This is a genomic window from Microvirga rosea (genome assembly GCF_020595095.1).
Taxonomy (GTDB): Bacteria; Pseudomonadota; Alphaproteobacteria; order Rhizobiales; family Beijerinckiaceae; genus Microvirga; species Microvirga rosea.
Genome location: NZ_JAJDOP010000004.1, coordinates 1 through 26,029, shown reverse-complemented (window position 1 = coordinate 26,029; position 26,029 = coordinate 1). Strand labels below are relative to the sequence as shown.

The 26,029-nt window shown below is 64.8% G+C and carries 23 protein-coding genes; 14 read left to right on the top strand and 9 right to left on the bottom strand.

The genetic code is table 11. The features are described 5' to 3' along the window. Positions 1-79 precede the first annotated feature (79 nt). Positions 80-889 carry a UDP-2,3-diacylglucosamine diphosphatase gene (locus tag LJD17_RS11550; protein ID WP_227384342.1) on the top strand — a complete coding sequence of 270 codons (810 nt, stop codon included), beginning with the start codon at positions 80-82 and terminating at the stop codon, positions 887-889. After that, a complete protein-coding gene (locus LJD17_RS11545) occupies positions 889-1,905 on the top strand; it encodes a glycosyltransferase family 4 protein (RefSeq protein ID WP_319799697.1) in 1,017 nt (338 codons plus the stop codon). The genes LJD17_RS11550 and LJD17_RS11545 overlap by 1 nt, the downstream gene beginning before the upstream one ends. 19 nt (positions 1,906-1,924) lie before the next feature. On the opposite strand, the gene LJD17_RS11540 is transcribed toward LJD17_RS11545, so the two are convergent. Next, positions 1,925-2,422 carry an FUSC family protein gene (locus tag LJD17_RS11540; protein ID WP_227384341.1) on the bottom strand — a complete coding sequence of 166 codons (498 nt, stop codon included), beginning with the start codon at positions 2,420-2,422 and terminating at the stop codon, positions 1,925-1,927. Between the two features lie 146 nt (positions 2,423-2,568). Between LJD17_RS11540 and LJD17_RS11535 the strand changes: the two genes are divergently transcribed. Further along, positions 2,569-3,747 (top strand): MFS transporter, encoded by a 1,179-nt coding sequence (locus LJD17_RS11535; protein WP_227384340.1) that lies wholly within the window; start codon positions 2,569-2,571, stop codon positions 3,745-3,747. On the opposite strand, the gene dgcA is transcribed toward LJD17_RS11535, so the two are convergent. Further along, the gene (dgcA, locus tag LJD17_RS11530) at positions 3,717-4,700 is read right to left on the bottom strand and encodes an N-acetyl-D-Glu racemase DgcA (protein ID WP_227384339.1); all 984 of its coding nucleotides are present in this window, start codon (positions 4,698-4,700) and stop codon (positions 3,717-3,719) included. The genes LJD17_RS11535 and dgcA overlap by 31 nt on opposite strands. Before the next feature lie 84 nt (positions 4,701-4,784). On the opposite strand from dgcA, the gene LJD17_RS11525 reads away from it, so the two are divergent. The 4 genes from LJD17_RS11525 to LJD17_RS11510 are packed head-to-tail and all read left to right on the top strand — an operon-like array spanning position 4,785 to position 8,746. Next, entirely contained in the window at positions 4,785-5,930 is a 1,146-nt protein-coding gene (locus LJD17_RS11525) for an ABC transporter permease (RefSeq protein WP_406600796.1), read from the top strand. Between the two features lie 2 nt (positions 5,931-5,932). After that, positions 5,933-6,730, top strand: a complete 798-nt coding sequence (locus LJD17_RS11520; protein ID WP_227384772.1) for an ABC transporter ATP-binding protein — start codon at positions 5,933-5,935, stop codon at positions 6,728-6,730. An 8-nt stretch (positions 6,731-6,738) separates the two neighbouring features. Beyond that, positions 6,739-8,067 carry an MlaD family protein gene (locus LJD17_RS11515; protein WP_227384338.1) on the top strand — a complete coding sequence of 443 codons (1,329 nt, stop codon included), beginning with the start codon at positions 6,739-6,741 and terminating at the stop codon, positions 8,065-8,067. A 13-nt stretch (positions 8,068-8,080) separates the two neighbouring features. Further along, the gene (locus LJD17_RS11510) at positions 8,081-8,746 is read left to right on the top strand and encodes an ABC-type transport auxiliary lipoprotein family protein (protein ID WP_227384337.1); all 666 of its coding nucleotides are present in this window, start codon (positions 8,081-8,083) and stop codon (positions 8,744-8,746) included. Between the two features lie 117 nt (positions 8,747-8,863). On the opposite strand, the gene LJD17_RS11505 is transcribed toward LJD17_RS11510, so the two are convergent. Together LJD17_RS11505 and LJD17_RS11500 are read right to left on the bottom strand one after the other, a co-directional pair. Next, positions 8,864-9,238 (bottom strand): nuclear transport factor 2 family protein, encoded by a 375-nt coding sequence (locus LJD17_RS11505; RefSeq protein WP_227384336.1) that lies wholly within the window; start codon positions 9,236-9,238, stop codon positions 8,864-8,866. A gap of 173 nt (positions 9,239-9,411) precedes the next feature. Beyond that, positions 9,412-14,193, bottom strand: a complete 4,782-nt coding sequence (locus tag LJD17_RS11500) for an apolipoprotein A-IV repeat region-like domain-containing protein (RefSeq protein ID WP_227384335.1) — start codon at positions 14,191-14,193, stop codon at positions 9,412-9,414. A 315-nt stretch (positions 14,194-14,508) separates the two neighbouring features. Here LJD17_RS11500 and LJD17_RS11495 point away from each other — a divergent pair, with 315 nt between their 5' ends. Together LJD17_RS11495 and LJD17_RS11490 are read left to right on the top strand one after the other, a co-directional pair. Next, on the top strand, positions 14,509-14,829 hold the full coding sequence (locus tag LJD17_RS11495; RefSeq protein ID WP_227384334.1) for a 2Fe-2S iron-sulfur cluster-binding protein: 321 nt from the start codon (positions 14,509-14,511) through the stop codon (positions 14,827-14,829). Positions 14,830-14,958: 129 nt separating this feature from the next. Beyond that, positions 14,959-15,384 (top strand): universal stress protein, encoded by a 426-nt coding sequence (locus tag LJD17_RS11490; RefSeq protein ID WP_227384333.1) that lies wholly within the window; start codon positions 14,959-14,961, stop codon positions 15,382-15,384. Positions 15,385-15,452: 68 nt separating this feature from the next. On the opposite strand, the gene LJD17_RS11485 is transcribed toward LJD17_RS11490, so the two are convergent. From LJD17_RS11485 to LJD17_RS11470, 4 genes are all read right to left on the bottom strand, one after another. Then, positions 15,453-16,022, bottom strand: a complete 570-nt coding sequence (locus LJD17_RS11485; RefSeq protein WP_227384332.1) for a hypothetical protein — start codon at positions 16,020-16,022, stop codon at positions 15,453-15,455. A 3-nt stretch (positions 16,023-16,025) separates the two neighbouring features. Beyond that, complete coding sequence (locus LJD17_RS11480; RefSeq protein ID WP_227384331.1) at positions 16,026-17,201, bottom strand: vWA domain-containing protein; 1,176 nt, start codon at positions 17,199-17,201, stop codon at positions 16,026-16,028. 49 nt (positions 17,202-17,250) lie between these two features. After that, on the bottom strand, positions 17,251-19,113 hold the full coding sequence (locus LJD17_RS11475; protein WP_227384330.1) for a cation:proton antiporter domain-containing protein: 1,863 nt from the start codon (positions 19,111-19,113) through the stop codon (positions 17,251-17,253). Between the two features lie 141 nt (positions 19,114-19,254). Then, entirely contained in the window at positions 19,255-20,544 is a 1,290-nt protein-coding gene (locus tag LJD17_RS11470) for a cystathionine gamma-synthase family protein (RefSeq protein WP_227384329.1), read from the bottom strand. A 113-nt stretch (positions 20,545-20,657) separates the two neighbouring features. Here LJD17_RS11470 and LJD17_RS11465 point away from each other — a divergent pair, with 113 nt between their 5' ends. The 5 genes from LJD17_RS11465 (at position 20,658) to LJD17_RS11445 (ending at position 25,796) form a co-directional block, all read left to right on the top strand. Further along, positions 20,658-21,506 carry an AAA family ATPase gene (locus LJD17_RS11465; protein ID WP_227384328.1) on the top strand — a complete coding sequence of 283 codons (849 nt, stop codon included), beginning with the start codon at positions 20,658-20,660 and terminating at the stop codon, positions 21,504-21,506. 3 nt (positions 21,507-21,509) lie between these two features. Beyond that, on the top strand, positions 21,510-22,034 hold the full coding sequence (locus LJD17_RS11460) for a SixA phosphatase family protein (RefSeq protein ID WP_227384327.1): 525 nt from the start codon (positions 21,510-21,512) through the stop codon (positions 22,032-22,034). A gap of 123 nt (positions 22,035-22,157) precedes the next feature. Continuing rightward, positions 22,158-23,213, top strand: coding sequence for a hypothetical protein (locus LJD17_RS11455; RefSeq protein ID WP_227384326.1), 1,056 nt, complete (start codon positions 22,158-22,160; stop codon positions 23,211-23,213). Positions 23,214-23,364: 151 nt separating this feature from the next. Beyond that, positions 23,365-24,813, top strand: coding sequence for a YcjX family GTP-binding protein (locus LJD17_RS11450; RefSeq protein WP_227384325.1), 1,449 nt, complete (start codon positions 23,365-23,367; stop codon positions 24,811-24,813). Further along, the gene (locus tag LJD17_RS11445; RefSeq protein ID WP_227384324.1) at positions 24,810-25,796 is read left to right on the top strand and encodes a YcjF family protein; all 987 of its coding nucleotides are present in this window, start codon (positions 24,810-24,812) and stop codon (positions 25,794-25,796) included. Before LJD17_RS11450 ends, LJD17_RS11445 begins: the two co-directional genes overlap by 4 nt. 10 nt (positions 25,797-25,806) lie before the next feature. Here the strand turns inward: LJD17_RS11445 and LJD17_RS11440 are convergent. Next, positions 25,807-26,029 (bottom strand): autotransporter domain-containing protein (locus tag LJD17_RS11440; protein ID WP_227383684.1); only part of this gene is annotated, 223 nt, incomplete at its 5' end.

Sequence of the window (26,029 nt, the reverse complement as noted above, 5' to 3'; positions counted from 1 at the left end):
ACAATTTTGCAAGCTGCCCGTCATGGAGCTGAGACGCGAATCCGTTCCTCTGTGCCCTAACCTTCGGAAAGGGTGCAGCATGGCCCAGGACCTTGGTCTCATCCGCGTACGGACGTTGTTCTTGTCGGACCTTCATCTCGGCACCAAGGGCTGTCAGGCAGGACAGCTGCTCGGCTTCCTGAAGATGTACGATGCCGATACCATCTATCTCGTGGGCGACATCGTCGACGGTTGGCGCCTGAAGTCGGGCTGGTACTGGCCGCAGGCGCACAACGATGTGGTGCAGAAACTCCTGCGCAAGGTGCGGAAGGGGACGCGCCTGGTCTATATCCCCGGCAACCACGACGAGTTCCTGCGCGATTATCTGGGCGTCCATCTCGGCGGCATCGAGCTTGCCGACTCGGCGCTTCACGAGACCGCCGACGGCAAGCGCTTTCTCGTAATCCACGGCGACCAGTTCGATCTCGTGGTGCGCCACGCCCGCTGGCTCGCGCTTCTCGGCGATGGCGCCTACACGGTGGCGCTGATGGTGAACACCTATCTCAACGTCGCCCGCCGGAAGCTCGGGCTGACCTACTGGTCGCTGTCCTCCTGGGCCAAACTGAAGGTCAAGAATGCGGTGAACTATATCAGCCGGTTCGAGGAGCTGCTGGCCGCGGAGGCCAAACGGCAGGAGGCGGACGGCGTCATCTGCGGGCATATTCACCATGCCGCCATGCATGACCTCGACGGCGTGCGCTACGTGAATACGGGGGACTGGGTCGAGTCGTGCACCGCCATCGTGGAGCATTATGACGGATCGCTCCAGATGATCCGCTGGGCCGAGCTGCAGAAGCAGGATATTCCTCTGTTCGCAGAGCCGGATTCCTTACGCGTCAGGGCGGCCTGATGCGCCTTCTCATCGCCACGGATGCTTGGAAGCCTCAAATCAATGGCGTCGTTCGCTCTCTCGAATACATGGCGTCCGAGGCGCCGGCCCATGGAGCCGAGGTCTCGTTCCTGACCCCGGAGAGTTTCCGTTCCTTTCCCATGCCGACCTATCCGGAAATCCGCCTGTCCGTGGCGCGGCGGGGCCGCGTGGCGAGCCTTCTGGAGCAGGCTAACCCCACTCATATTCATATCGCCACCGAGGGGCCGATCGGGCTCGCCGTCCACGGGTATTGCCGGCGGCAGGGAAGGGCGTTCACCACCAGCTATCACACGCGCTTTCCGGAATATGTCTGCGCGAGATTTCCCGTTCCGCCCGGTCTCGTCTACGGAGCCTTGCGCCGGTTCCACAACAGCGGTCGGGCCATCATGGTCAGCACCCCCTCCCTGGAGGCGGAACTGAAGGGCCACGGGTTCCGGAACATTCGCCGTTGGACGCGCGGGGTGGATACCCGGCTCTTCCGGCCGCGAAAGGAGCGGGTTCTCGATTTCCAAGGGCCGATCTTCCTGTTTGTCGGGCGCGTGGCCGTCGAGAAGAATCTTGGGGCGTTTCTGTCGCTCCGGCTGCCGGGCACCAAGGTCGTAGTGGGTGACGGGCCTTCCCGTACAGAACTGGAGCAGGCCTACCCGGATGCGCGGTTCCTCGGTCCGCTCACCGGGGAGGCTCTTGCCCGCATCTATGCGTCGGCCGACGTCTTCGTCTTTCCGAGCCTGACAGACACGTTTGGAATTGTCCTGCTCGAGGCTCTGGCGTCGGGCCTGCCGATCGCGGCCTATCCGGTGACGGGACCTCTCGATGTGGTCGGCTCGTCGGGGTGCGGGGTTCTGAGCCACGACCTGCGGGAGGCGGCGCTTGCCGCCCTCGATATTCCCCGGGACCGATGCCGCGCCTATGGCGAAACCTTCACGTGGCGGGAAAGCGCCCGTCAGTTCTTCTCGAATATCGAGGGAGCCTGCGACGCAAGCCCTGCCAGATAGACCGCCGGGCCGACGATCTTCAATTAAGGAGTCCGGGCCGAAGATCCGCCTGCGTCATGCCGGTTCCGCCATCGGGCCCGGGATGGCCGAGGCCCGCCTCCAAAGGCGGCTCGCAGAGGGTCATCATGGCTTGAATGCGTTGTTCCAGATAGCGCAAGGTCTCCAGGATGCGCGCGATCCGCCGCTCCGCAGCCCCTGTATCCGGCGCCTCGGCGGCGGGACCTGGATTCCGGTCTGGACCGATCTCGGCCTTAGTGTCCTCGATGGCCCCTGCCATGTCGAGAAGGCTCGCCCGGATCTGATCCATCGTGCGGGCGGTTTGCTCGTCCGCCATCCTCTTCTCGAGGCCGGCGATGGCGGCGAGAACCGCCTGCGTATCGGCATTCCGGTTGCGCCGGGCGTACTCACGCAGGAACCAGCGGCCGCGGGAGGTTTCCAGAACGGCAGCCTCGATCGCCTCGTAATCCACAGAACTGAACGTGACGTGCGCCTCGCCATCCGGCATGGTGGATTTCATCGTGCCCTAGGCCCCCGATTCCCGATGGACCCAGTGTTTCGAAAGCTTGAGCCAGCTCAAGGCCTTCCCTAACGTTATCAACGACCTTACGCCGTGACCGCGACCTTTTCCTTCCTTTTCGGCATCCTTGCCGACCCGTCCCGCTGATGTCTCCCTTATCGGCGAGCGCCATTCGGCTGTCGGCTCTCCATGCGGCGAGCTTCTTCAGTCACGGCTTCTATCTGCCGTTCTTTCCGATCTGGCTGCAGAGCAAGGCTCTCAGTCCGGCGGTCATCGGCATCGTCGTCGCTATTCCGATCATCGTCAGGATCGTCGCGACCGCGCCGCTGCTGAGCCTTGCGGATCGCTCCTTCGGCCCACGGAGGTTGCTCCTGGCCAGCCACGTCGGCCAGATGGTGGGCTTTCCCCTGTTGATGTTCGCTCCCAACGAGATCGCTATCGTCGCCTTGGTCGGCTTGGTGGCCGTTGCCCAGGCGGCCGTCATTCCGGGGAACGACCTTGTCACGACCGCTGCCGTCCAGCGCGATCCGCGGCTGCACTACGGCCGGCTCCGGGGCTGGGGCTCGATTTCGTTTTTCATCGCCAACATCGTGGCCGGGTATCTGGTCGGCGCGTTCGGCGCCAATATCGTCCTCGTGGCCCTGACCCTGATCCCCGTTCTCGGGATCTCGGCGACGCTCATCGCCGTGCCCCGGCAAGGACCCGACCTTCCGCTCAAAGCCGGGGATGCGGGCCCTCAATCGAAAAAACTGCCGCCAGTGCTGTGGATCGTCCTCATCGGCGCGGCCATGACGCAGGGCACCCACGGGGCCCTCAATGCTTTTGCGAGCATCTACTGGCAGTCGCAGGGCTTCGCCGACTCCGTCATCGGCTACTTCTGGGCCGCCGGCGTGATCGCGGAAATCGTGGTTTTCATGGTTCTCGGCAACGCCGTCGGCCGGGGCTCCGGCCTCGGGTTGATCCTGCTCGGCTCGTCCGCCGCGGTTTTCCGCTTCACCATGCTGTCCCTTCATCCGAATGCGGCCGTGACTTTGGGGCTTCAAACCCTCCACAGCCTCACCTTCGGGGCATCGCATATCGGGGCGATGGCGGCGCTCACCGCTTTGGCGCCGCTCAATGCCAGGGGGAGGGCACAGGGGATCTACGGATCGCTCGCCGCCCTCTTTACGGCGGCATCCACCATCGCGAGCGGCGTGATCTACAAGGAAGCCGGAGCGGCCGTCTTCGCCGCCATGGCGCCTTTAGGCGCCGCCGGCTTCATCCTCACCTTCATTGCGTGGCGGATGCTCAAGTCTCAGCCCCAGAGGGCCGGTTCGGGCGGATAAATGATGCTTCCGTCGAAGCGAAGGCCCGGCTCCCGGTCCTTCGCGAGCAGGAGCGGGCCGTCGAGATCCACGAAACGGGCGCGGGGAGCCAGCACCATGGCGGGCGCCATGGCCAGCGACGTCCCGACCATGCAGCCGATCATGAGGGAAAAGCCTCGCGCTTCCGCCGCATCGGCGAGCGCAAGAGCCTCCGTGAGGCCGCCGGTCTTGTCGAGCTTGATATTGACGGCGTCGTAGAGCCCGACGAGGCGGTCGAGGCTTGCGCGATCATGAACGCTCTCGTCGGCACAGATCGCCACGGGACGGGAGATTTTGCCGAGGAAGCCATCGTTCTTGGCCGGCAATGGCTGCTCCACCAGGGCAAAGCCCGCCTCCGCACAGGCGGCGAAATGCTGAGCGAGGTTGTCCTCGGTCCAACCTTCATTGGCATCGGCGATCAGGGTCGCGTCAGGGGCGGCCCTGCGGACTGCCGCAATCCGCTCCAGATCGCCCCCGGGGCCTCCGAACTTCACCTTCAGGATCGGCCGGTCCGAAGCCTTCGCGGCCGCTTCGGCCATGACATCCGGCGTGCCGAGGCTGATCGTGTACGCGGTGGTGGCCGGAGGCCAGCGATCGACCCCTGCGGTAAGGTGGGCGCGGATGCCCGAGCGCTTGGCATCGAGATCCCAAAGGGCGCAATCGAGAGCGTTCCGGGCCGCGCCGGGCGGCATGGCGTCCTGAAGGGCTTCCCGGGTCAGCCCCTCCGCGATCCGGGGGGCCAGCGCCGCAATGGCCTCGGCCACGCCCTCGACCGTTTCCCCATAGCGCGCATAAGGCACGCATTCTCCATGTCCCGTTGCGCCGTCCTCCCGGATCGTCGCGGTGACCACGACGGCTTCCGTCCGCGATCCGCGGGCGATGGTGAACGTTCCGGCGATGGGAAATCTGTCGATGGTGACGGTCAACTGACGCATTCTGGCCTCTTCTGACAACTTCGGCTCGACTTGTGCCTTGGCGACACGCTATCACCAAACGGAATCAATGCCGGAAGGATCGTCGTGGCGCAGAGCATCTTGGCTCAAGAGCCGCAAGTGGAAATCGAGGGAGCTGGGGATAAGGTGACGGCGAGGCTCGCCGGTCACTGGATCGCCGAGAACTCCGAGCGCGTGGAATCGCTGGCCGCCGAAATCACGGGCGGCGCGGATCAGCATCGCATGATCATCGATCTCGGCCGCGTGGGTCGCCTCGATACCCTTGGGGCATGGGTCTTGGACCGCACCCGGCACGAGCTGGGCGAGCGCGGCCTCGCGGCCGATTTCGCCAATGCATCCCCCGAGCAGCAGATTCTTCTCGACGAAGTGGCCTATCGCGGGTTCCAGGAGCAGAAGGTCGTCAAGCGCTCCAAGGTCATCGATTTCCTGGTCGATGTGGGCAAAACGGTTCATGAGGCCGGGCGTGATCTCGTCGGCGGAGTGGCCTTTCTGGGCGAACTCGTCTCGGCGCTCCTGCGCGTCATTCTCAACCCGAAGCGGTTCCGTGGCACGGCGGTCGTCAACCAGTTGGAGCAGATCGCCTATCGGGGCGTCCCGATCATCGTCCTGATCTCGTTCCTCGTCGGCTGCATCATCTCCCAGCAGGGCATATTCCAGCTCCAGCGTTTCGGCGCGACGCCTTTCGTCGTCGATCTCATCGGAATCCTGGTTCTGCGTGAGCTTGGGGTCCTCCTGACCTCGATCATGGTAGCGGGCCGCTCCGGCTCGGCGTTCACGGCCGAGATCGGCTCCATGAAGATGCGGGAGGAAATCGACGCCCTGCGGGTCATGGGCCTCGATCCGATCGAGGTGCTGATCGTCCCGCGCATCCTCGCCCTGGTGATCGGGCTGCCGCTCCTGACCTTCATCTCGTCGATCGCGGCCTTGTCCGGAGGCGGGCTCACGGCCTGGATCTATGGCGACATCAGCCCCGATGTCTATCTATCCCGCCTGAAGGCCGCCCTTGCGCTGAACACCTTCTTCGTGGGGCTCATCAAGGCGCCTTTCATGGCCCTGGTGATCGGCATCATCGCCACCCTGGAGGGCGTCGCCGTCGAGGGATCCGCCGAGTCGCTCGGACGGCATGTGACATCCTCGGTCGTGAAGGCGATCTTCATGGTCATCGTTCTCGATGGCCTTTTTGCCATGTTCTTCGCGGCGATCAGGTACTGATGATGTCCGACAATCGCCACCCCGCCGCCCAGAACCGCGAAGTGGTCATCAGCGTCCGCGACGTGGAGGTCGGCTTCGGCGAGAAAACCATTCTCAAGGATATGGATCTCGACATCTACCGGGGAGAAATCCTCGGTTTCGTCGGCGCTTCGGGACAGGGCAAGTCGGTGCTGACCCGCACGATCCTCGGTCTCGTGCCGAAGCGGGCGGGGACGATCGAGGTGCTGGGGCAGAATCTCGACGAGCTGTCCCCCTCGGAACGGCGGCTCCTGGAACGGCGCTGGGGAGTGCTGTTTCAGCAGGGGGCCTTGTTCTCCGCCCTCACGGTGAAGCAGAACGTCCAGGTCCCGATGCGCGAGTTCCTGAACCTGTCGGACCGCCTTCTGGACGAGCTTGCGATGCTCAAGATCGAAATGGTGGGTCTCAAGCCCGATGCGGCCGACAAGCTCCCGTCCGAGCTGTCCGGCGGCATGATCAAGCGGGCGGCTCTGGCTCGGGCGCTCGCGCTCGACCCGGACATCGTGTTTCTCGATGAGCCGACCTCCGGCCTCGACCCCATCGGCGCCGGCGAGTTCGATGAACTCATTGCCACGTTACAGCGCACTTTAGGGCTTACGGTATTCATGGTAACCCATGATCTCGACAGCCTTCACACGGTCTGCGACCGAATCGCAGCCCTCGGCGACGGCAAAATCCTGGCGGAAGGACCCATAGAGGCGATGCTTGCATCGGATCATCCTTGGCTCCGCGCCTATTTTCATGGGAAACGGGCTCGCGCGGTCATGGCCGGCGGCGCGTAAGGTTTGTGATGGAAACGCGTGCGAATTACGCATTGATCGGGTTGTTCACGCTGGCGGTGATCGCGGCGGGATTCGGCTTCGTCTACTGGTTCTCCGGTGGGGACCGGGGACAGACACGCCAGGCCATCCGGATCGTCTTCTCCGGCTCGGTCTCCGGCCTGTCGAAGGGGTCCACGGTCTCCTTCAACGGCCTGAGGGTGGGCGAGGTCACCGATATCAGCCTGCTGCCGGAAGATCCGCGCCGGGTCGTCGCCATCACGCAGATCGACAACAACACGCCCGTCCGCACCGATACCCGGGCCCGCCTGGAGTACCAGGGCCTCACCGGCGTCGCCACCATCGCCTTGTCGGGCGGCGAGCCCAATTCCCCCAAGCTCGTGGCCGGGCCGGGGCAGCCCTTGCCGACGATCTTCGCCGATCGCTCCGACTTCCAGGACCTGATCGAAACCGCCCGCAACATCGCCCGGCGCGCCGACGATGTGCTCGAGCGGGTCGGCCGGGTCATCTCGGACAACGAGGGGTCGATCAACCGGACCGTGCAGAACGTCGAACGCTTCTCGCAGGCGCTGGGCGAGAACGCGGAGGGGATCGACCGCTTCCTGGCCCAGGTCGGCCAGGCGGCCGAGAAGGTCGGACCTCTCGCCGAGAAGCTCGAAACCCTGGCGACGAACCTCGACGAGGTCGTGAAGGCGGTCGACCGGCAGCGCGTCGCGAAGATCGTCGAGAATGTGGACAACTTCACGCAAGGCCTGGCCGACAGCCGCAAGGACATCAACGATGCCCTGAGGGACGCCGCAAGCCTCGTGTCACGGCTCAACGACGCCGCGCCGAAGCTGGACACGGCCCTCGACGACATCACCAAGCTCACGAAGGCGATCGATCCGTCCAAGGTCGGGCGCACGGTGGACAACGTGGATGTGTTCACCCAGACGCTCAGCAAGCGCAGCCCCGATATCGACAAGGCGATCCAGGAAGCCCGCTCCATCACCGAGAAGCTCAACAAGTCGGCCGATCGGATCGATGCGGTCCTCGAGGGAGCGCAGAAATTCCTCGGCTCCGCTTCCGGCGAAGAGGGCAAGAGCGCATTCGACTCGATCAAGGAGGCCGCGAATTCCGTGCGCGTCCTGGCGGACAATCTCAACGAGCGCACGACCGGGGTCCTGTCCGGCCTCGGGCGCTTCACCGATTCGGGCCTTCGGGAATACGAGGCTCTGGCCGTGGAAGGGCGGAGAACGCTCAACGATATCAGCCGTGCCGTCCGCAGCATCGAACGTAATCCACAGCAGTTTATCTTCGGTGGTCGTTCCAATCTGCCCGAATACAATGGCCGCCGTTAAACTCTGAACCAGTATGTGTAGGTCCTCCGTGTTTCCCACCTCTTCCGATCGGGTCCGACGGCTCCTGCGCCTTTCTCCGGCGCTGGTTCTCGCAGGGTTGACTGCGGCCTGCTCCTCGGGAGCGGCCCCTACGACCTATGATCTTTCCGCGCCGACATCCCGGATCCGGGGAGCCGCGGGCGTTCAGCTTCTGGTCAACGAGCCTGCCGCCCTTCAGGCTCTTTCGACCCAGCAGATCATCGTGAAGGATGCGTCCGGGGCGATTACGTTCCTGAACGGCGGCCAGTGGGCCGATAACCTCCCGCGGCTCATCCAGACGAAGCTGATCAACACCTTCGAGAACGCCTCCCAGCTCCGGGGCGTGTCCCGGCCAAGCAGTGGTGCGGTGGGGGATGTGCAGCTCGTATCCGAGCTCCGCAGGTTCGAAGTTGCGACACCCGACAATCAGGCGGTGGTGGAAATCGCCGTCAAGATCGTGAACGATGCGACCGGTCGCATTCTGTTCGGCCGTATTTTCCGGGGGCAGGCGCCGGTCGCCGCCATCGATGCGCCGAACGCCGCCCGCGCCCTGGACGAGGCCTTGTCCGGTGTGATGCTCGACGTCGTCCGCTGGGTCAGCGCCAGCCCGCTGCCCCGGCGCGAGGAGCCCAATCAGAACGGCAATCAGCCTCCAGCCTGATCATCCCGGGCTCCCGATGCAGGGACCTCGGTTGCCCGGTGTTCCTCCGATCCGCCATCCGCAAAGATGACGGTCGAAGCGGGGGGCGTCCGGTGGAACGTCTCCCCGCCACGATCCTCACGAGGCCGGGACGGCGTCGGGAACCTGATCGAGAAATCCCGTCACCGCCTTGAGGCGCCCGCCTTCGAGGGTGGCAAAGTCCGTTCCCTTGACGATCCCGTCGGCACCCGCAGGTCCGAGCGCCCACGAAAAGCGGATCTGGTCGCCGTAGCCGTCGGGTTGCCCCAGCAGCGAGAACCGGAAGCCGGGGAACTGGGCATGAACCGCTGCGATCAGGGTGTCGATCTGGTCATGTCCCTTGCCTGCCATCAGAGGGTCCCGGTAGCTGCCGTCCTCCGTCCAGATCTGGGTGAGGAGCTGACGGCGGCGGCCCTGATCCAGCTCGTTCCAGACGGCAATGTAGCGGTCGGCGATGGTGGCGGTATCGGTCATTTTCAGTCTCCTTCATGGACGATCCCAACGACTGGGTGAGACCACCTTGCGGGAGCCCAAGGGCCGGGTCGATTACGTCCGAGGTCATGGAAGGCAGGTTCGGTGGCCGTCCAGGCAATAAAAAACGCGGCCGGATCGGCCGCGTTTTCATCAATCCTAACTGGAAGCGCCGGTTAGCCGAACCGGCCGCTGGCATGGGCCAGCATCGTGTAGACCTTTCCGGTTTCGGACGTGAGGTAGGTCTTGGTCAGCATGGAGTCGCGGTCATCCCGCGAGACCTCGGCGAGCAGGCGCTCGAACTCCTCCACATACCGGTCCACGGTCTGCTTGAATTCCGGGTCGCGCTGGTACTTGCGGCGGATCTCGTCGAAGGTCTGCTGGCCCTGAATGGTATAGAGCCTGCGGGTGAACACGTTGTGCTCGCCCCGACGATAACGGTCCCACAAATCGACCGCCGCGTCGTGATCGATCATCCGGGCGATATCAACCGAGATCGAGTCGAGGGATTCGAGGCTGTTGACCCGCGAGCGGTCGGGGCGACCGTTACGGGCAGCGGCCCCTTCGTCATCCCGCGACGCGCGGTTGAGAAGGTCCGAGAGCCATCCGCCGCCACGGCCGGCTTCCCGCTGGACGGGGCGCTCCGCCGTGGGCTGGGCCGGGCGAGGAGCGGGCGCAGCCTGAGGCGCGGCCGATGGGGCCGGGGGCGCCGCCGCTGCCGGAGCAGGCTTCGGTTCTGGTTGGCGGGCAACCGTGGGAGTCGGAGCCGGAGCCGGCGTGGGGGCCGGAGCCGGTGTCGGACGCTGCTCCACCGCTGCTGCCATTGCGGCGACAGAGGCTTCGTTGACGCGGCGGGGCTGCGCGGCCGGAGCCGCATCGACCACGCGGGTCGAGCGCGAAACCAGGGCCGACAGCTCATTCAGAGCCTTGATCTGGTCCGCAACGACCCGGCGCATCTGAGCCGTGGTTTCCTGGGTCTCCTGCGGCAGCTCGACGACGCCGCGGCGCAATTCGGCTCGGGTGGTCTCGAGCTCACGCTGGATTTGGCCCGTCATGCCGCGAAGCTCACCCATGGTGTCGCGGAATTTCGCGGTGGCCGCGTTGAGCGCCTCCGCCATTTCGGAGGCGGCCTGCTCGTAAGCGGACCGGAGGGCTGCAGCCGTCCGCTCGCCTTCGGCACCGGAGGAGGTCCGAATGCGCTCGAACTGCTCGCCGATGACCCGGGTGGTCGACTGGGCGGTTTCGGCGAGAACCGAACCGACCTGACGAGCGCGCTCCTCCGCCGTCCGAAGCGAACCCTCCACCAAGCTGGAGAAGGAGCTTGTAACGGTTTCGAGCTCTCCGGAGCGGGCGCTGATGCGCTCGAGCAGATCGTTGAGGGTCTGCTCGCGGCCGGAGAGGGCGGAGTTGATGCGGGCTTCCGCACGTTCCAGAGCCGAGGCTGCATCGTTGATGGTCTGAAGCTGTTCGCGGACACCCTCCGTGAGAGAGCGGCCACGTTCCTCGAGGGCGTGGGCGAGTTCGGTCGCCTGCTGGATCGCGCCGGACGAGACCGACCGGAGCGCATCGACCTGATCGGCCACCTGATCGGATGCACGTCCGGTCTGAGTCGCGATTTCGGAAAGGAGGCCTTCGATCTGCTGAATGCGGCCGGCAAGGCCGTCCTCGACGGCGCCGAGATTGCCGCTGGCGCTGGCCGCCACTTGCTGCAAGAGACGGTTCGTATCCTGCAGTCGGGCAAGGACGTCCGACAGGTCGCCACGCAGCCGCTCGTTGGTATCCACGAGGGTGGTGACGGCGCGCTCGGCCCCTTCGTCGATGGCGGCTCTCATGGCCTCCGTCGACTGCATGTAGGACGAGGTCAGCTCCATGCTGCGCTCTTGGAAGGCCGCCAGCATGGAGGAGCTGCGGTCCTGCAGGCTGTTGATAACCGTGTTGCTGCGTTCTTCGAGATCGCGCAGAGCCGTCTGGCTGATCGCGGCGATTTCGCCGCCGATCGTGCTGCCGTGCTGGCCAAGGCTCTCGACCAGCGAGGTGCCTTGCGTGTCGAAGATTTCGCGGATCTCCCCGATACGGTTGCCGAGCGACCCGAGGACGGCTTCGCCCTTGTCCTCGATGGCTTCCGCCACGCCGGAGAGGCGGTTGACGACGCGCTCCTCGAAGACGGACACCCGCTCGTCGAGGGTCGTGGCGATCTCCGCGGCACGCGTGCCGAGGGTTTCGTTGATCTCGATCGCACGGCTGCCCAGGGTTTCGTTGATCTCGGCGGCGCGGCTGCCCAAGGTCTCATTGATCTCGGCGGTACGGTTGCCGAGAGCCTCGCTGATCTGGTCGGCCTTGCTCGTGAGCGTTTCGGCAATGGCGCCGCTGCGGGCGGCGATCGCCTGACCGATTTCGTCCATGCGGGCCTGCAGGGCGTTGGCGACGTCGCGGCCACCTTCGGCCATGACGCGGGCCATCTCGCCCGTGCGCACCACCAGCGCCTCGTTGAGAGCCGACGAGCGGGCGCTGAGGGTCTGGTCCACACGCTCGACGATGGTGTCGAAATTGGCCGTGATTTCCGTCGTCCGGCGTGCCGCATGCTCTTCGAGAGCAGTGAGCTGCGCTTCGATGCTGCCGGTCGCTTCGCGGGCGCGCTCGGAGAAGGACTCCGCCAGCGTCCTGCCCTGGACGGTGATGAGACGATCCATCTCCTCGAAGCGGCCGCTGATCGTTTCCGTCAGGCTGCCCACATCGCGGGAAATGCGTTCGGCCACGTCGCCGCCGCGGCTCATCACATCCTCGAAGGCGGCGAGGCGGGAGCCAAGGGTCTCCTCCATCTCGCGCCCACGGACGTCGACGGTCTGCGCCAGCGTCTCGGCGGTGCGGTTCAAAGCCTCGTTCACGCGAGCGCCCTGCGTGGCGATGGCGAGGACGATGTCCTTGCCGGTTCCCGCAAGGCGTGTCTGCGCCTCTTCCGCATGGCGGCTGAGGATTCCCGAAAATTCCTGTCCCCGGTTCTCGAATTCGGACTGGAAGGCGCCCACGCGCTCGCCCATGAGCGCCGCGATGCGCTCGCCGGTTGCCGTGAGGGTCGTCTCCAACGTATCGCCGTGGGTGGTGACCGTCTCGCTGACGCGCAGGCTCGCCGCTTCGAGGCGGGTGGCCAGATCCTCGACGCGGGTTCCGATGGCTTCGTCGGCCAGCCGTACGGCCCCTTCGAGCTGCTCGCGGACTTCGCCGCCGCGCACGGAGATTTCGCGGGTGACATCCGCCGCCGTCGTCGCAAGACGCTCGCGGAACTCGTTGCCGCGCACGACGATCTCATCCACGACTTCGGTGCCGGTGGAGGCCAGCTGCTCACGCAAGGTGTGGCCCCGCGCGGCCATGTCTTCGAGGAAGGTCGTCGCCGTCGTGGCGAATTCGGTCCGCAGGGCGGAGCCGTGCGTGGCGAGCTGCTCGACGATGGACGCGCCCGTGGACGCCAGCTCGTCACGGACCGTGCTGCCGCGCAGGACGATCTCCTCGCCGACGGCCGTTCCCGCCGAGGCGATCTGATCACGCATGTCCGCCGTGCGGGCCGAGATGTCGTCGGCGATGACGCCGCCGGTCGCAGCCAGTTTCTCGGTGATCTCCGAGCCCCGTTGGGCAAAGCTGTCTTCCAGGGTCCGGGCGGTCTGCTCGAAGGCTTCGCGGACATCGTTGCCCTGTTGGGCCAACGCCTCGATCACACCGCGGCCGGTCTCCGCGAGGGTGCGGGTCACCTGGCTCGCGCCTTCCTGGAGATGGCGTGTCAGCACGTCGCCGGTGCGCTCGAAGGCACCGGTGATGTCCTGGGCCTTGTTTTCCAAAGCGCCCGTGATGCGCGAGCCGACATCGGCGATGCCGGACTTGATGTCCTCGCTGGTGCCGGACAGGCGATCGACCAGTTCGACGCCCCGGTTGGCCATTTCCTCGACGACCCGCTCGCCGGCGCGTCCAAGGGCCTGGGTGATTTGTTCGCCGCGCTCCTGGAGCGAGGAGGTGACGCGCTCGCCAGCGCCGTTCACGGAAGAGACCACACGCTCGGCCGCGGCATCGAGATCCTGGGTCAGGTTCTGATGCGAGCCGGTAATCGCGCTGCGGACGCGCTCTGCGTTGGTCACGATCGCTTCGCGCTGCGTCACCAGCTCATCGATCAAGGAGCGAATGCGGATCTCGTTGTCGGAATAGGCGCGCTCAAGGGTCGAGATCTCGCTGCGCACGAGGGTTTCCAGTTCGCCTGCCCGGGCAAGGGCGCGCTCGACTCCGTCGCCCACGGCGGCGACCTCGCGGCGGACGGCCTGAGACACGGAGAGAACGGCGTCCGTCGAGAAGCTTTCAGGCTGGGCGAGACGCACGGCGACCTCGCCGACGGCGCGGGCAACCTGCTTCATCTCCTGAGACCTGACGGTGAGCATGGCGGCGATGAAGAAAAGAATGACGGGCGCAGCCAGCACCATGCCGGCCACCGTCAACTGCGCTACGCTGTAGGTCGCCAGAAGCTGTTCCGGTGTCGTGATGCCCTGCGAGTAAACCAGGTAGGCTGCTCCGCCGAGCCAGAGCAGCGAGGCGAGCGTCGCGATCACATAGGCGCGACGGGAAGGCCGAACCTGGAGGGCCTGCAGCATCACGCCGACATTCTGGCGATCGTCGTTGGCCACGGCATTCCGGTCGGGGGCGATGAAACCGGAGCGGGCCGCCTCGTCGAACCGGGCGTGACGCGTGTCGGTATGGTCGTCCGTCTCCTCGTCGAGGCTGGCGAACGGACCCTTCGTGAAATCATGATCGTCGATATCGGGAAGCCGGGGCTCCTCCTGTGCGACCGTATCGTCGCGCCGATCCGGCAGGGGCGATGATGAGGACATCGTCGGCAGCGCGTCATCCAGGTTCAATGCCTGTTCGACGGCGGACAGAGCCGCCTCTGCCGGGTCTTTAATCTTCTTCTTTTCGGTCGCCATGATCGCCCTCGTGACGCAACAGATGGTCGTTGAAGCCGCCGGAATACGTCGATAACGCACACGAGCCGACTTCGTCCGAGCCGCAAAACCCTTTTTGAGTCTTACGTTCGGTAACCTGCCATTTACCAAGTAAGTCTAGCGGCGGGGCCGGGGGATGGAAACCCGATGTCCCCTGCCTCTTGCGAACGTCGTTAACGGCTCGGTAACCAGCAACGCCATGCCAAATGCGGCAGGAAAACGGCAGGGTTCCCGTTCAGGTCTCTCGTTTTTCTTCTGACGCTGGATTAAGTATGCGCCGTCAGTCAGAGGTCTGCAATGGTGAAGATCACGTTCATCGATTTCGAGGGCACCGCCCGTACCGTCGATGCCGAAGAGGGTTCCACGGTGATGGAGACCGCGGTTCGAAACGGCATTCCGGGCATCGAGGCCGAGTGCGGCGGGGCCTGCTCCTGCGCCACCTGCCACGTCTATGTGGACGAGGAATGGGAGGAGGCGACCGGCACACCGCAGCCGATGGAAGAGGACATGCTCGATTTCGCCTATGACGTGCGTCCTAATTCCCGCCTGTCCTGCCAGATCCGTGTCCGGCCGGAACTCGATGGTCTCGTGGTGCGCACGCCCACGCGCCAGGGCTGAGAGAGAGCATCGTCTCCCGGCCAAGGTTCTCCTTTGGCCGCAGCGAAGCTTGGGCTAAGAATTCCTATCAGTCATGACGTTTGGTGAAGAGGGATAATCCCTGGATTCGCGCGGCATGTGAGGACAGCCATGTACAAGACAATTCTCGTTCCGGTAGATCTCGCGGAAGTCGATGCCGCGAAGCCGGCCATCGCCAAAGCCGTTGAAATCGCAACGGTTTCCGGCGGCACCATCCGACTCGTCTATATCCGGTCGATTGTTCCGGTCACCTATATGGAATTCATGCCGCCCACCTTCGACGAGGAGCAGCAGGGCGATGCGGAGAAGAAGCTCGCGGACCTGGCGGCGACCGTGGAGCTGCCGGCCGAGCGGGTTTCAGCGGTCGTTCGCCTCGGCTCCACCTATGCCGAGGTCCTGAACGAGGCCGAGAATACGGGAGCCGACCTCATCGTGATCGGTTCTCATCGTCCGAGCATGGCGACGTACCTGCTCGGCTCCAACGCCTCCACGATCGTGCGGCATGCCAAGTGCTCGGTTCTGGTGGTGAGAGCCTGAAGGACGACGAATCCCGGACGCTCTCGTTGCCTGCGTCCGGGCCCATCCTATTGCGCCCCGAGAGGGTCTCAAGGCGTGGAGGGGAGCAGCTCCTCCGGCGGAGCATCGGGCCTGAACGGCCTCGGCTTGTTGAGCCGGATCATCGGCTCAAGCTGCCAGATGCCGACAAGAGCCAGCAATCCGCCGAGCAGGGCAACGCCTGTCACGTTCATCTGAAGAGCGCGCCAGATCAGATAGGCCATCCCGAGGAGCGAGACGCTTGTCAGCCCGACCGTCGCGAGCCAGACCGGCCGGCTCTTTCCGGCGAGAAACCGCGCATTCGGGTTGGCGTCGGCGATGGCCGCGAACAATGTCCTGGCGAAATTCCGGTATTCTTCCGGCTGAGCCTTCGCTTCCACGAGGCTCCGCCAGGTGAGGGATGAGAACGTGAAGGTTTTTCCGTCCTTCATCCGGATGCGGGTCCGAAAAACCTTCTGGGCGAAGCGCCCCGGCTCATAGGTGATGCGAACGGCCTCCACCGCGCCCAGCTGGACCTCGCGGACCTTGCGGCCGGAATCCACCACCAGTTTGTCGCCCTTGAGGGTGAAGATGATCGGCCCGCCTACAGGCCGGGGGCTATGCTCGTAAATTTTCGTCATGGGTCAGCGTACCAGTTCCCGCATTGCCTGGTCGATCCCTTCGAGAGTCAGCGGATACATGCGGTCGGAAAAGATCTGGCGCAGGAGAGTGACGGATTGCGTGTAGCCCCAGCGCGATTGCGGCACGGGATTCAGCCAGATCGCCCGGGGAAAGTGGTGAAGGAGCCGTTCGAGCCAAACCTGTCCGGCCTCCTCGTTCCAGTGCTCCACCGAGCCCCCCGCCACCTTGATCTCATAGGGGCTCATGGAAGCATCGCCCACAAAGACGACCCGATAATCGGACGGATAGGTTCGGATGATGTCGAGGGTCGCGATCTTTTCGTCGAAGCGGCGTCGGTTCTCCTTCCACACCGCCTCGTAGACGCAGTTGTGGAAGTAGAAGTGCTCGAAGTGCTTGAACTCCAGCCTCGCCGCCGAGAAGAGTTCTTCCGCAATCTCGATATGCCAGTCCATGGACCCGCCGACATCGAGGAAGAGCAGGACCTTGACGGCGTTGCGCCGCTCCGGTCGCAGGCGCACATCCAGGTATCCCTTGTGGGCGGTCTCATGGATCGTTTCATCGAGATCCAATTCCTCGACGGCGCCCGTGCGGGCGAAGCGGCGCAGGCGGCGCAGCGCGATGCGCATGTTCCGGACCCCGAGTTCGACGCCGTCGTCGAAATCCTTGAACTCCCGCTTGTCCCATACCTTTACGGCGCTGAAATTCCGGTTCCCCTTCTGGCCGATGCGGATGCCTTCCGGATTGTAACCGTAGGCGCCGTAGGGAGAGGTGCCGGCCGTGCCGATCCACTTGTTGCCGCCCTGGTGACGGCCCCGCTGCTCCCGCAGGCGCTGTTGAAGAGTCTCCCAGAGCTTGTCCCACCCGAGAGCATCGATCTGGCGTTTTTCCTCGTCCGTGAGATAGCGCTCCGCGAGCTTGCGGAGCCATTCCTCCGGGATCTCGACCTCCTCGGCGCTCTGGCCGAGGGTTTCTAGTCCCTTGAAGACACGGCCGAACACCTGGTCGAACCGGTCGAAATGGCGCTCATCCTTCACCAGGCAGGCACGGGACAGGTAGTAGAACTCCTCCACCTTCTTGTCGGCGAGATCCTGCTCGAGGGCTTCGAGAAACCCGAGATATTCCCTCAAGGAAACGGGGATCTTGGCGGCGCGCAGCTCGGTAAAGAAGGTCAGGAACATTGGATCAATCTCCGGCGGGCGCCAGCGACGTCATGGGTTCACCGGCAGATCAGGAGCCGGTCTTCGACATCGGCTCGACCTCGCCATCCGCCTTGCTTCTGGGTGACGGCACAACCGACTTTCCGATCGTTCTGCGAGCGCGAAATTCATTCCTGTCCGAGGCCCGGTTGGAGCTGCTCTCCTTGAGCAGGACCCGGAACTCGTCCCGGCGCTGGTGAATGGAGGCGATCACGAGGCCCATCGGGACACCGATATCCGTCAGCACGGCTTCGCTCAACTGCAGCGAGGCTTCGATGGTTTCCGGAACCGCGTCATCGACGCCCTGCTTGTAGAGCTCCGCCGCGTGCTTGGCATCCCGCGCGCGGGACACGATGGTAAGGTCCGCGCGCTCCTTCCGGGCAGCCGCCACGACCCCTTCGATCGCGCTTGGCGTATCGAGGGTGATCACCAGAGCGCGCGCCCGTTCGATGCCGCAGGCCCGAAGAAGCTCCGGATAGGAGCCGTCCCCGAAATAGACCGGTTTCCCGGCGCGGCGCTCCGTGGCGACCCTCATCGGGTCCATGTCGATCGCCAGATAGGGCACCTTGTGCCGCTCGAGCATGTCCCCGACCAGCTGTCCCACCCGGCCGTATCCGGCCACGATCACGCGGGCGACCTCGTCCTGGGTCGGCATGACGGCGAGGGACGGGTCCGCCGGCTGGCGCTGTTCGAGGCGCCGGCTCAGCCGTCTTCCGAGGCGGGCGAGAAGCGGAATGGCCACCATCGTCAGCGTTGTCGCGACGAGGAGATTCTGGCCGATGAGCGGCGGAAGCAGTCCCGCGCCGACGGCGCTGCCGATAATGACGAGTCCGAATTCCCCGCTCGGACCAAGAAGAAGACCGGTTTCCGCCGCATCGGACGCGCTCAAGCCGAACGGGCGCCCGAGCGCGGTGATGATCAGGCTCTTCACCACCACCGTAACGGCAGCGGCCGTCAGGATCAGGATGGGGGCCTGTAGGAGCCGGAGCGGGTCGAGGCTCATCCCGACCGAGACGAAGAAGACCCCGAGCAGGAGGCCTTTGAACGGCTGGATCGTCACGTCGACGGCCCGGCGGTATTCGGTCTCCGAGAGAAGGACGCCGGCGATAAAGGCCCCGAGGGCCATCGACAATCCGCTGGCCGCCGCCACGAGACTGGTCACGAGAACCACCAGAAGGCTCGCGGCCATGAAAAGTTCGGGGCTCTTCGTCGCGGACACGAGTTGGAAGAAAGGGCGCAGGACGAGGCGTCCGAGGCCGATGATGCCGCCAAGGGCCAGAAATGTCTGCAGCAGAGCCCAGGCGAAAGACGCCGTGGTGACTTCCGGCTTTCCCGTATCGAGAACCGCGATAGTGAACAGGATCGGGGCGACGGCAAGATCCTGGAACAGCAGCGCCGAGAAGCTGGCGCGCCCGACAACCGTGCTGAGGCGCTTCTGCTCCGCAATGACCGGAATGACGATGGCGGTGGAAGACAAGGCGAAGGCAAGGCCGACCAACACCGCTCCGCTGATCGTCTCCACAAGGTGCAGCGCCAGGATCCCGAGGATTGCCGCGCACAGGATCACCTGGAGGGAGCCAAAGCCGAAGACGAGCCGCCGCAAGGTGCGCAGGCGTTGCCAGGACAGCTCGATCCCGATGGTGAAGAGAAGAAACACCACGCCGAATTCGGCGATGTGCGACGTGCCTTCCGGATTGGTGAAGGTGATCCAGTTGATCCAAGGATGGTCAGGGACAAGTCGCCCCAGCCCGAACGGACCCAGCAGCGCTCCCGCGGCCAGGTAGCCGAGCACGGGGCTGATCCTCAGCCGATGAAAGAGCGGGACGACGATAGCTGCCGTTGCAAGGAAGAGGATAGGTTCCTGATAAGATTGCAGATTTATCGCAGCTGCCATTATCTCCGTCCGATTCCATGCATCATGGTGGGAAGGGTGGTCTCTGCGCAAGGGAAAGATGCGCACACATCGGGACGTTGCGTCCGAATTGCGCGCATCCTGTTCAGGGCAGCCCTCTGCCCGTGGATTAAGGGTCCTGCCTTATCCGAGGGTTGCGAGGGCCTGCGCCAGATCCGCCACCAGATCATCCGGGTGCTCGATACCGATCGAGACGCGAATCGTCGCATCGCTGACCCCGAGGCGATCGCGGGTTTCCTTCGGCACGCCGGAATGCGTCGTCGAGGCCGGATGGGAGATCAGCGATTCGGTGCCGCCGAGGCTCACGGCGAGCTTGAAGACCTGAAGGGCGTTGAGAACCTTGAAGGCTTCCGCCTCTCCGCCTGCCACGTCGAAGGAGAAGGTGGAGCCCGGCGCCGTGCATTGTGCCTCATAGACGCGCTTCACGGGGGAGGTTTCCGGAAGATAGGCGAGATGATGGACCTTCGTGATCTTCGGATGCTCGCTCAGGAACTTGGCCACGATCTCCCCGTTCCGGTTCGCCGCGTTCATCCGCAGGGCCAAAGTCTCCAGGGAGCGGCCGATCATCCAGCAGGAATGCGGATCGAGCTGCGTCCCTATGGCGGAGCGCAGGAGGCGCACCGGCTTCATCAGCTCCTTGGAGCCGAGCGCGGCGCCGGCGATCAGATCGGAATGGCCGCCGACATATTTCGTGAGCGAATACAGGGAGATATCGGCCCCGTGCTGGATCGGCTTCTGGTAGAGCGGCCCGAGGAGGGTGTTGTCGCAGAGGATCACTGGACGGTGGTTGTTCTGCGCTGCCGCGATCTCGTCGGCGACACGCCGAATAAGAGCGACGTCCACGAGCGTGTTGAGGGGGTTCGAAGGCGACTCGATCAGGATCACCGAAACGCGTCCCTTGGCTTGCGCCTGCTCGGCGGCCGCCCGGACGCTCGCCTCATCCACGCCATCGCCGAAGCCGACGGAGTGGATCCCCAGATTCGCCAGCGTTTTGGCGATCAGTGTCTCCGTGCCGCCGTAAAGGGGCTGCGAATGGAGGATCACATCGCCGGGGCGGGCAAAAGCCAGGATCGTGGTGGAGATCGCCGACATGCCGGATGAAAAGAGCAGGCCGGCTTCCGTTTCCTCGAAAATGGCGAGGCGATCTTCCACGATTTCCGAGTTCGGATGGTTGAAGCGAGAATATACGAGACCGGCGGCTTCACCCTTCGGCGGCTCCCGGCGCCCGGCCACGTAATCGAAGAACTCCTTGCCGTGCTCAGCGCTGGTGAACACGAAGGTGGAGGTCAGGAAGACCGGCGGCTTCACCGCACCTTCGGAGAGGCTCGGATCGTAGCCGTAGCCGAGCATCAGGGTCTCGGGCTTGAGCTTGTGATTGCCGATGCGATCCTTGTGGTAACGATTATAGGGCATGATGTGAGTCCTCTCCTTTGTGTTCGACTTACCCTATGAGGACGGTTGCCGAAAGGTGACGTCAGGACATAGGGTCTGTCTCACGGCCGGTCCGGCAACGACAGGGGAGGCATATGGCGCGTTTCACAGGCACCGATACCTACGTGGCGACGGAGGATCTGACTGTTGCGGTCAACGCCGCCATCGTGCTCGAACGGCCGCTCCTGGTGAAGGGAGAGCCGGGCACGGGAAAATCGGTCCTGGCCGAGGAGATCGCCAAATCCCTGAGAGCGCCGCTCCTCACATGGCATATCAAGTCGACAACCAAGGCCCAGCAGGGGCTCTATGAGTATGATGCGGTGTCGCGCCTGCGCGACAGCCAGCTCGGCGATCCGCGCGTGTCCGACATCCGGCATTACATCAAGCGCGGGAAGCTCTGGGAAGCTTTCACCTCCGCCGTCCGGCCGGTGCTCCTGATCGACGAAATCGACAAGGCCGATATCGAGTTTCCGAACGACCTCCTGCTCGAACTCGATCGCATGGAGTTCCATGTCTACGAGACCGGGGAGACGGTACGGGCGGATCGCCGGCCCATCGTCATCATCACGTCCAACAATGAGAAGGAATTGCCCGACGCATTCCTGCGGCGCTGCTTCTTCCATTACATCCGGTTTCCGGACGAGGATACGATGGCCCGCATCGTCGAGGTTCACTACCCGGGCATCAAGCGCCGCCTCACCGAGGAGGCGTTGCGGATTTTCTTTGACGTTCGGGATACCCCCGGCCTTCGGAAGAAGCCTTCGACCTCGGAACTCCTCGATTGGCTCAAGCTCCTGATGTCGGAGGACATCGGTTCCGAGCAATTGCGGGAGCGGGATACCCGCAAGCTCATCCCGCCTCTTCACGGGGCGCTCCTGAAAAACGAGCAGGATGTCAGTCTGTTTGAAAAGCTGGCGTTTCTGGCCCGCCGGGAAGGGCGCTGAGCGATGCGGCGCCTCCTGCTTCTCCGGCACGCGAAATCTTCCTGGCCGGCAGGCGTCCTCGACGTGGAACGCCCCCTTTCGCCCCGTGGGCGGAAGGCCGCCGTGCTCATGGGGGACTATCTCAAGGAAGAAGGGTTGGTTCCGGATCTCGTGCTGATCTCGCCTGCGCGACGGACGGAAGAGACGTGGGATCTGGTTCAGCCCGCCCTCGGCCCGATCGAATGCCGCCATGAACCCCGCATCTATGAGGCGCCGGCGGGGCGCCTTCTCACGGTGCTCCAGGAGATCAACCCGGACATGCGCGTCGTTCTGATGATCGGCCACAATCCGGGCTTCGAGGATCTGGCGAAGATGCTCATCGGCGACGGAACGCCGGAGCATTGCAACCGATTGGCCGGAAAATACCCCACCGCCGGGCTGGCGGTCATCGATTTCAAGGATGACAACTGGGAGCAGGTGAAGGCACGGGGCGGCTGTCTCGAGCGCTTCGTGACGCCCAAATCCCTGGGCGCCGGCGAGGATGACTGAAAAGGACGCTTGGCGGAATGCCGGGCGTCGGGGCCCGCGTTCGACTGAACCTTCCTTGATTCAGGTCGTTCTGCACCATGTATCCCAAGGTGATTTTCCACCTCGATAGGGCCCGCCCGGACCATGTTGCCTCACACTTTGATGGCGCTGTACCTCGCAGGCAGCGCTGTTTTGACGGAAAAGCTGGAAATTGGCCGCGAGGTGCTGGCCGGCCTTGCGGGCAGCCGTCAGGACGTGGCGGCGCAGTATCTTGCGGAAGCGCGCGAGGTCACGAACTGGCGCACAGAGACCGTTGACGATTTGGAGCCCAAGCCGGTGGCCGTGCTCGCGGCCCTTCTGAAAGCCGACAGGCCCCTCGTGACCCGCTGCGTCAAGCTCAACAATTACTGGTGCATCAAAAGTGCCCGTTGGAACGGCGAGATCGGGAAGGACAGCGAGGGCCATGTGGGTTTCGCCTCCGCCGACCAGGGGGCGGATGCGGCGGCGCAGCTGCTGCGCCGCTATTACCTGGATTTCAACCGCAAATCCGCCCTCGACATCGTCCGGCGCTGGGCTCCCGCGGAATGCAACGTGGCGACGGGAATCGGAGGTCTCGCGGTGCTCGCCGTCCGGGGCATCGGCGGCACGGTGCGGGCCCGCTGGCTGGCATCCCATCGAGGCGTCAAGCTGACGGCGCAAGGCAAGGCCGGCAAGCCGGGCCGGGTTTCCATCGTCATTCCCCTGAAGAGCGCGCCCTCACGCGTGCCGGAATACCGAGTCCCGGACATTGCCGCCGGAATGGGCGAAAGAGGAAAACCCGCCCGCAAGCCGGAGCCGCTGGTCCGATCGGTTCAGCAGAAGCCGCCGCCGCAAAGGGCGGCATCCGCTCCACAGGCGGCAAAGCCCGCGGCCGCCGCGCCGAAAGCAGCGAGTACCGCCTGCGCGCCCGATGAGCAGCGGCTGCGCAACTACGCGGCCCGCATGGTGGCGGATCTCGGGCTGGGGCCGACGGACGACCTGAAGCTCTTCTCGCCCGACGGAATGCCATCCGCCAATCTGCCGGCGATCATGCTGGCCATGTCGGCGGTCGAACTCGGGATGCTCCGCGCCAGTCCCGAGCTCGTTGAAGCAGCCGTCGCCCGCCTCCGAGAGCAGGCAGTGGCGAAGCGTGCGGCAGCGGAGGACGGCCTGCCCCAGTAATTGCCTGGGCGATGTAGGATCCGGCGATTTGCCGGCCTTCTTAGGCGAAGCTGAAGCTCTGTCATCCCTTGTATGAAAAGATCCCTGTCCGCTTTGCAATTCGGACGGCCGAACCCATCTCATAGGCGTCTAAAGCAAAGGTCGGGCTTTCGTGTCAGTGCTTACCAACTTCGCGTCCCGGGCGGGATCGGCGGCGCAGTCTCTCTGGGAGGCTTCGGGCCAGCTTGTGCAACCCTCCCTCCGGCTCGGGGTGACCGGCCTTGCCCGCTCCGGCAAGACCGTCTTCACCACGGCTCTCGTGCATCACCTGACGCGCGGCACGAACCTTCCCGCCTTTCGGGCCTCCGCCGAAGGACGGATCCGGCAGGCGCATCTGGCCCATCAGCCGGACGATACGATCCCGCGCTTCCCGTTCGAGGAGCACATGGCCGCGCTGACGGACGCCCGGCGCTGGCCCCAATCCACCAATCGCATCAGCGAGTTGCGGGTCGATGTGGAATATGAACGCAAGTCCGGCTGGCGCACCGGACCCGCCTCTCTCACCCTCGACATCGTGGATTACCCGGGTGAGTGGCTTCTCGACCTGGCGCTCCTCGATGCGGATTACGCGGAATGGTCTCGCCAGACGGTGGAGGCCAGCCGTCGGCGGGATCGCAGCGCGGTTGCGGCGCCCTGGCATGCGGCTCTGCGGGAGTTCGACCCCGCGGGCAGCGCCGATGAAATGCAGGCGGCCAAGGCGAGCGAGGCATTCAAGAACTATCTTCTGTCTCTCCGCTCCAGCGAGGAGGCCGTGGCGACGACGCCTCCCGGGCGCTTTTTGATGCCCGGCGATCTGGCAGGATCTCCTGCGCTGACCTTCGCGCCGCTCGATCTGCCGGCGGGTCAGTCCCTTACGCCCGGCAGCTTTGCGGCTTTGATGGAACGTCGCTTCGAGGCCTACAAGGCGCATGTGGTCAAGCCTTTCTTCCGCGAGCATTTTCAGCGGATCGACCGGCAGATCGTCCTTGTCGACGTCCTGGCCGCCATCGATGCGGGACCCGTTGCCCTTGCGGAGCTCGAGGAGGCGCTCGACCAAGTGCTCATGGCCTTCCGCATCGGGCGCAATACGCTGTTGTCGCGGCTGTTCTCGCCGCGGGCCGACAGGGTGCTCTTCGCCGCCACAAAGGCCGACCATCTTCACCACACGGATCACGACCGGCTCGACGCGATCCTCCGTCTTCTGGTCAATCGCGCCGCCAAGCGAACCGAGGCCGCGGGAGCGAGGGTCGGAACGGTGGCGCTGGCCTCCGTACGCGCCACCCGCGAGACGACCATCCGGGAAGGGCGCGAGACCCTGCGGGCGGTCGCCGGAGTACCGGAGGCCGGCGAGCGGGTCGGTGACGAGATCTTTGACGGAGAAGCGGAGGCGGCGATCTTTCCTGGCGAACTACCCGAGGCCGCCGAGGCGGTGTTTCAGGGAGCGGTGCCTCCCGGTTCGCTCCGGTTTCCTCGCTTCCGGCCCCCCAAGGTCCCGGTCGACGCAGCCGGGCGGATGGGAAAGCTGCCGCATATCCGCCTCGACCGGGCCCTCGAATTCCTGCTGGGAGACCGCTTCGCATGAGCCGCCAACCCCGCGCCTTCCGTTTGGACGATCCGAATGTCGCCGACGGCTCCGTCGTGGTGACGGATGAGCCCTTCGATGCCATCGAGGCCGCCGATCACGTCGTCGTGCCGATGGGCGAGAAGCGTCGTGCCCCATGGCTGGGCATCTTGCTTTCGGCGTTGTCGGGCCTCTTGGTTCTCGGTCTGGGGCTGGCTGTCGAGAAGCTCATCGTCGATCTTTACGCGGTCGCTCCCTGGCTCGGGTGGATCGCCCTTGGCCTTGCGGTTCTCGCCGTACTCGCCTTCCTGGCGCTGATCGGCCGGGAGGTGAGGGGGATCTGGCGCGAACAGGCCATCGAGCGCCTGCGTGAAGCCGCCATCGATGCGCTCGCCGTGAAGGATCACAAGGGCGCCAAGGCAATCGTATCGGACCTTCTGAACCTCTATGGAAGGCGGGCGGGCGCCGTCCAGGGCAGCGCCCGGCTCATGAACGTCATGGAGGAGATCATCGACGCCGATGATCGCTTGGCCATGGCGGAGCGCGAACTTCTGGCGCCGCTCGACGCTCAGGCAAAGCGCGCCATCGCAGGAGCGGCCAAGCAGGTTTCCCTTGTCACTGCGGTGAGCCCCCGCGCCATCGTCGATGTCGCCTTCGTGATCTTCGCGGCCGTGCGGCTGCTGCGGACACTTGCCCGCATCTACGGCGGGAGACCCGGCTTCTTCGGCTTCCTGCGGTTGGCCAAAGCCGCCTTCAATCACCTGGCGGTCACCGGCGGGATGGCGGTGGGCGACAGCGTTCTGCAGCAGGTTCTCGGGCTTGGCCTCGCGGCCCGCATTTCGGCGAAACTCGGGGAAGGGGTATTGAACGGCCTCATGACCGCCCGCTTCGGCCTCGCTGCCCTCTCGGTCTGCCGTCCGCTGCCTTTCATCAAGGAGGAAGCGCCGAAGATCGGCGACGTTGCCGGAGAGCTGATCAGCCGGACGGAGGAGGCGGCGTCCTGACGCCGTCCCCTTATCGCGTATCGAAGGTCCAGGTGAGGTTGCCCTTGAGGGAATGCTCCTGTGCCCTCGCGCCGATCTGGCCGGCATAGCTCGCCCCCAGGCTCACGCTCCGGCTCGCCTGCCAGGAAAGCCCCGCTTCCGCCACCAGCGCATCCCGGTCCACCGGCACCCCCGACACCGCAAACGGGCTCGCCCCGCCGGCAAACGCCAGAAGGGTCGAGGGCACGACATCG